Origin of the sequence: uncultured Campylobacter sp. (genome assembly GCF_938045465.1) — a bacterium.
Taxonomy (GTDB): Bacteria; Campylobacterota; Campylobacteria; order Campylobacterales; family Campylobacteraceae; genus Campylobacter_B.
Genome location: NZ_CALIBF010000100.1, coordinates 1 through 6,086 on the forward strand (window position 1 = coordinate 1; position 6,086 = coordinate 6,086).

General features: G+C 46.5%; 4 protein-coding genes and 1 tRNA gene. All 5 read left to right on the top strand.

Annotated features, from left to right (window positions below; genetic code table 11):
• Positions 1-330: 330 nt before the first annotated feature.
• Positions 331-1,260: a YccF domain-containing protein gene (locus Q0413_RS04725; RefSeq protein ID WP_298987782.1), complete on the top strand. Its 930-nt coding sequence runs from the start codon at positions 331-333 to the stop codon at positions 1,258-1,260.
• 256 nt (positions 1,261-1,516) lie between these two features.
• Positions 1,517-1,593, top strand: a tRNA-Ile gene (locus tag Q0413_RS04730).
• Positions 1,594-1,838: 245 nt separating this feature from the next.
• Complete coding sequence (locus Q0413_RS04735; RefSeq protein ID WP_298987783.1) at positions 1,839-3,149, top strand: dicarboxylate/amino acid:cation symporter; 1,311 nt, start codon at positions 1,839-1,841, stop codon at positions 3,147-3,149.
• 28 nt (positions 3,150-3,177) lie between these two features.
• Complete coding sequence (locus Q0413_RS04740; protein WP_298987785.1) at positions 3,178-3,858, top strand: amino acid racemase; 681 nt, start codon at positions 3,178-3,180, stop codon at positions 3,856-3,858.
• Positions 3,859-4,180: 322 nt separating this feature from the next.
• Positions 4,181-6,086: DNA polymerase III subunit alpha (gene dnaE / locus Q0413_RS04745; RefSeq protein ID WP_298987786.1), on the top strand; the 1,906-nt coding region annotated here is incomplete at its 3' end.

The following is a 6,086-nucleotide window of genomic DNA, read 5'->3' on the forward strand; positions in this document are numbered from 1 at the left end:
AAACTCCCTTGCCATAGCCATTTGCGTGGCAAAATTTTATCGCGCAAAAGCGCTTGTTACCAATCGTTAACCCCCCCCCTATCATTCCGTAGTTGTTTTGCATACGGGGTTTGCACGCACAAGGCTCGTTTTGTACGCCGTAGCCGCAGGTGCAGTTGCGCCGCGTGCAGTGTGCACCTTAGCATCTCTTGGCGCTTTGCTGCGCCATAGTATTTCGGCGCATCCTTCCGCGCGAGTTGCGAAAACACCCATAAAACGAATGAGAGGCTGTGCTAGCCGCTAGAGGCAGGCGGTTTGCTTGATTTACATAAATTTATAAAGAGGTAAGATATGCGTATTCTAGGCAACATTATTTGGTTTTTTCTAGGTGGTTGGATTTTAGCTATCTTAGCTTACCTATCGGGTTTGATCCTTACCATTTTAGTCGTGACCGCTCCCGTGGGGTTAGGTCTTATGGAATACGGCAAATTCTTATTTTTACCCTTTACACACGATATGGTGCGTAAAAAGAAAGGATCGGTAAGCGACGCGGTGCATATGACATACCAGACTTACGCAAATATCGTTAAGGTCATTTATATCATAGTTTTTGGTATTTGGCTTTTTATTGGTGGAATTTTTACGGTTATAGGTCAGTTCATTACCATCATCGGAATTCCGTGCGCTATCGTGCTTGCCAAGTCATTAGGCACTATCTTTAATCCCGTAGATAAGGTCTGCATCAGCCACGATTTAGCCGAGGAACTAAGACGTAGAGTGGCTGCAGCTAAAGCGGACGAGATAAGCGGAGTGCAGCAAAGCGCAGCCGCAGAGTCGCTACAAAACTGCGAATACGACGTAACGCCTCAGAAGCTATCCGTAGTGCCTATCATAGGCATCGTAGTAGTTGTTTTGCTCGTAGTATTGATTGGGCTACCGAGATTATCGGCTACTAGAGATGATGCGGAGATCTCTAAGTTGGCGACAAATTTAATTACCGTTAAATACGATCTAGACGCTTATTATATCTCCCAAGGCAAATTCGCATCCGATTTTTCGGTTATGACGAATGTTCCGCTAGAGCCCAACGGAGCGAATTCCGCATATCTTAAAAGCGGCAAAGGGGATAGATGCTTCGTAATTAGCGTAGATGCCAAAAAGAAAACCTTCACTGTAGAAAAGGGTCCTGATGCCGAAAATAATATCTGCCGGGGAGCATATGAATTACCGGGCGTCCCTAAAATGCTATCGGAGCCTATTAGCATGAAAAAAAGCTATTAATTCACGCGATTTAAGAGTGGATTAGATTATGGCGGCGGATTTAAGAGCCCTGAATTTTATATAAAATTTCGTCTTAAATTTACGCCGCCTTGTGCGTACGAAAGTGATCTGATCGGAAATCAGATAAAGTCGCGCGCTCTGGCGTGAAATTTAGCCACTATTTGGGTGGGCCTAAGTTTCATAAAATTCCGCGGTTAGAATTTTAACGCCGTTTTAAGATTATTTTTGTAAAATCACATTTCTTTTACCACGCGGCGGGCTCATAGCTCAGTTGGTTAGAGCATCCGGCTCATAACCGGATGGTCCTAGGTTCAAGTCCTAGTGAGCCCACCACCACAAAATTTTTTGCTTTTCACTACATCAAAATCCGCAAAATTCTATAAATTTCATACGTCGTTTTTCCTTTGAAATTCCGCTTCATAACTTCAAAAGACAAAGCTTGCCGCATAATTTCAGCTTTATGGTTAAGCTCGCGATTGAATTTTCAAATTTAACTTTCATTTGGCGACTGATTAAATTTTATTTTATGGCAAGTTGCAGTAGAATTCCGTTAAAATTCTTAGTGCAGGGAGATATCCATGTCAGAAAATCAAACGAAAAAAGGCGGAATTTTAGCCTTTTATTTTAACTCAAGCTTGCTTTGGCGCATCATTATCGCTTTAGTGTTGGGCTCTGCGATTGGTATGTTACTACCTAAAAATATGCCGGTGGGTGATACCACGTGGGTGGCGATTTTAACACCTTTGGGAGATCTTTTCGTGCGGCTTTTAAAGATGATTATGGTGCCGATCATTATCTGTTCGCTCATCGTGGGCACTAGCAGTATCTCGCCCGCGCACCTGGGCAAAGTAGGCGTTAAGGCGATCATATTTTACGCTATAACTACGCTTTTTGCGATCGTCATCGGTCTAGCGTGTGCGTTTGTATTTTCTCCGGGTAGCGGGCTTGATCTAAGCGATGCGTCCAAGGCTGTCGAAAAGGCAGCGAACGCGCCTAGTATGAGTAAAATTTTGCTTAATATAATTCCTACGAATCCTTTTGATTCCATAGCCAAGGGCGAAATTTTGCCGATCATCGCGTTTTGCTTATTTCTTGGCGTAGGGCTTGCGTTTTGCCGCGACAGTAGCGACGCGCGTATCAAAAGCTCCGCCGACACGGTTTATAATTTTTTCGATGGAATGAGCGAAATTATGTTTAAGGTCGTGCATTGGGTGATGCAATACGCACCAATTGGCGTTTTTGCGCTAATGTTTGTAGTGTTTAATAAAAGCGGTATCGAGGCTTTCAGCTCGCTATTAAATGTCACGATTACCCTATACGTGGGACTTGCAATCCAAGTATTTGCGGTTTATTGTGTTATTTGTATGCTTATCGGAGTTAGCCCGATTAAATTCCTTAAAAAAGTGCGTCCGCCGATGCTTACGGCTTTTGTTACCCGCAGCTCCAACGGCACGCTTCCGATTACGATGCAAACCGCCGAAGATATGGGAATTCCAAAGGCGATCTACGGCTTTGTTTTGCCCGTGGGCGCTACGGTGAATATGAACGGCACGACCGTGTATTTGGGCGTGTGCACGCTCTTTATCGCTAATGCTTGCGGTATCGATCTAAACAGCAGCCACTACCTCACGATCATCATCACTTCGATGCTTGCTGCGATCGGAACTGCTGGAGTTCCGGGAGCTGGTGCGCTAATGCTGCTTTTAGTGCTCGAGTCTATCGGCGTCAAGGTAAGCGGTAACGTAGCGATCGCTTACGGAATGATTTTGGGCATTGATGCGATTTTGGATATGGGGCGAACCTCGATGAACGTAACGGGCGATGTTGTCGCGTCGATCTACGTCGCAAAGAGCGAAAACGAAATGGATATGAGTAAGTGGGAGAATTAATCCAAGTAAAATTTAGAAAGGACTAGCTATGAAAAGAGTTGGAATTATCGGCGGAATGGGACCTTTGGCGAGTGCGGATCTGTATATGAAGATCATAGAAGAGACTGCTGCGGGCAGCGATCAAGAAAATATTCCGCTTGTAATCGATAGCTATCCGCAGATTGAAGATCGCACGGCATTTATCTTAGGCAAAGGTGAAAATCCGCTTCCGCGCCTAAGCGAGAGCGCTGTTAGGCTCAAAAATGCAGGCTGCAAGGCGTTTGCGATGGCGTGCAACACGGCGCATTTTTTCGCAGACGATGTAGAAGCTGCGGCGGAAATCCCGCTAATTCATATCGCCGAGGTCACCGTAAAATCGATTCGCAAAAATTATCCAAACGCCCATAAGATCGCTGTGCTAGCCACTATCGGTACAAAAAAAGCTAAAATTTACGACGATCCGCTCAAAGAAGCGGGGCTAATCAGCGTGGAGCTTGGTGAAGAAAATCAAGCGGTTTTGATGGATTGCATCTACAAAGGTGTTAAGGCGGGCAAGACTGCCGAATACGTGGGAGCTTTTGAGAATTTGCTAGGCAAAATCGATGCTGATATTTACGTCGTTGCCTGCACCGAGCTGCCGCTATTTTTGCCGTTAATCAAAAGCGATAAAATTTTCGTTGATCCTACTAGAGAGCTTGCTAAAGCGATCGTGGAATTCTCAAGATCGTAGAGCCGCAAGGCTTTGCAAACGGAATTCTAAACCGCAAAATTTTATGATGATTTAAGTCGTAGAATTTTGCGGAATTGCGTTGGCTCAAAATTCCAGGTAAGCAGAATTTATATGACAGCAAAATTTCATCACAGCATTTTAAACTTAAAATTTTGTCAAAATTTAATCCGCAAAACCCAGAATGTAAAACCTCTGAAGTAAAATTCCGTAACAAAATTTACTCGTAAAATTTCGCACTGAAATTTAAGCTAAAATTCCATTAAATTTGACCGTTTCTAAAGCCCGAATTTACTATAATATCCAAATCAAAAAAGGACCAAAAATGAGCGACTACACCCACCTGCACCTTCACACCGAGTATTCGCTGCTAGACGGCGCGAATAAAGTAAGCGAGCTCGCCGAGCTTTTGCAGAGCCGCGGCACCAAGGCATGCGCGATCACCGATCACGGCAATATGTTCGGCGCGATAGACTTTTATCAGACGATGAAAAAGCACGGCATCAAGCCGATCATCGGCATCGAGACCTACCTGCACAACCACGATGACATCGGCGATAAAAGCGACCGCCAGCGCTATCACTTGATACTGCTTGCCAAAAATGAAACGGGATATAAAAATCTGATGTATCTTAGCTCGCGCGCGTTTTTGGACGGCTTCTACTACTACCCGAGGATCAACAAAAAAATTTTAAAAGAGCACAGCGAGGGGCTCATCTGCTCCTCGGCATGCCTAGCGGGCGAGGTGGAATTTCATCTAAATAGAAGCGAGCGAAATTTAAAGCGAGGCGCGGGCGGCTACGAAGCGGCGAAAAAAGTGGCGCTTGAGTATAAAGAAATTTTCGGCGAGGATTTTTATCTCGAGATCATGCGTCACGGCATCGGCGAGCAGTTAAATGTCGATAAAGACCTCATCCGCCTCTCGCGCGAAATCGGCGTCAAGATCATCGCTACCAACGACGCTCACTACTCGCGCAAGGATCGCGCCAAGGCCCACGACGTCTATCAGTGCATCTCTATGGGCAAGACGATCAACGACGGCGACCGTCTAAAACACGTCGTTTCGGAATTTTACGTAAAAAGCGATGAGGAGATGAGGCGGCTTTTTGCCGACATCCCCGAAGTGATCGAAAATACCGCCGAGATCGTGCAAAAGTGTAATTTGAAATTTGCTTTCGACGAGAAGGACTACGCGCCGACGCCGCCGAATTTTAAATTTACGATCGAATACGCCGATAGGCTCGGGCTTTCGCTGCCGCAGCCCTCGGAGCGCTATAGCTTTGCAAACGATGATTTTTTATTTGATCATCTCTGCCGCGAGGGGCTTAAAGAGCGCCTTAAATTTATCGATCCGCAGAATCATGAAATTTATCGCGAGCGCCTGGAAAAGGAGCTTGCCATCATCAAAAACATGCATTTTTCGGGCTATATGGTTATCGTGCAGGATTTCATTAACTGGGCGAAAGATCACGACATCCCGGTTGGCCCCGGTCGCGGCTCTGCGGCGGGCAGCATCTGCGCGTATGCGCTTCGCATTACCGACCTCGATCCGATCCCGTATAATCTGCTTTTCGAGCGATTTTTAAATCCGTCGCGTATCTCGATGCCCGATATTGACGTGGATTTTTGCCAGGCGCGCAGAGGCGAAGTGATCGACTACGTCATCGATCAGTACGGCAAATACAATGTCGCGCAGGTTGCGACCTTCGGTAAGCTACTCGCGCGCGGCGTCATCCGCGACGTGGCTCGCGTCTGCGACATGCCGCTTTCGCAGGCCGATAAGATGGCAAAGCTGATCCCCGACAAGCTCGGCATCACGCTCAAGCAGGCTTACGACGCTGAGCCGAAGCTGAAAGAATTTATCGACGCAGATCCGATTGCACAGCAGGTTTGGGAGTTTGCGCTGGGACTTGAAGGGCTAAATCGCAACGCAGGCATGCATGCCGCAGGCGTTGTGATTTCAAACGAGCCGCTGTGGAACAAGGCGCCGCTATTTAAGCAGGATAAGGGCGAGGATGCGCGCCTGGTAACGCAATACACCAAAAACTATCTCGAGGACGTCGATCTGATAAAATTTGACTTCCTGGGTCTAAAAAACCTCGATGTGATCGATAATGCCGCTAAGCTTGTCAAGCGCCGCTACGGTCGCGATATCGTCTGGGAAGAGATCGATTTTAACGACCGCAAGACCTACGAGACGATTCAAAGCGGCAATACGCTGGGGATTTTCC

Coding starts and splice junctions, on each gene's coding strand:
- Q0413_RS04725 (WP_298987782.1), top strand. CDS start 331: ATGCGTATTCTAGGCAACATTATTTGGTTTTTTCTAGGTGGTTGGATT.
- Q0413_RS04735 (WP_298987783.1), top strand. CDS start 1,839: ATGTCAGAAAATCAAACGAAAAAAGGCGGAATTTTAGCCTTTTATTTT.
- Q0413_RS04740 (WP_298987785.1), top strand. CDS start 3,178: ATGAAAAGAGTTGGAATTATCGGCGGAATGGGACCTTTGGCGAGTGCG.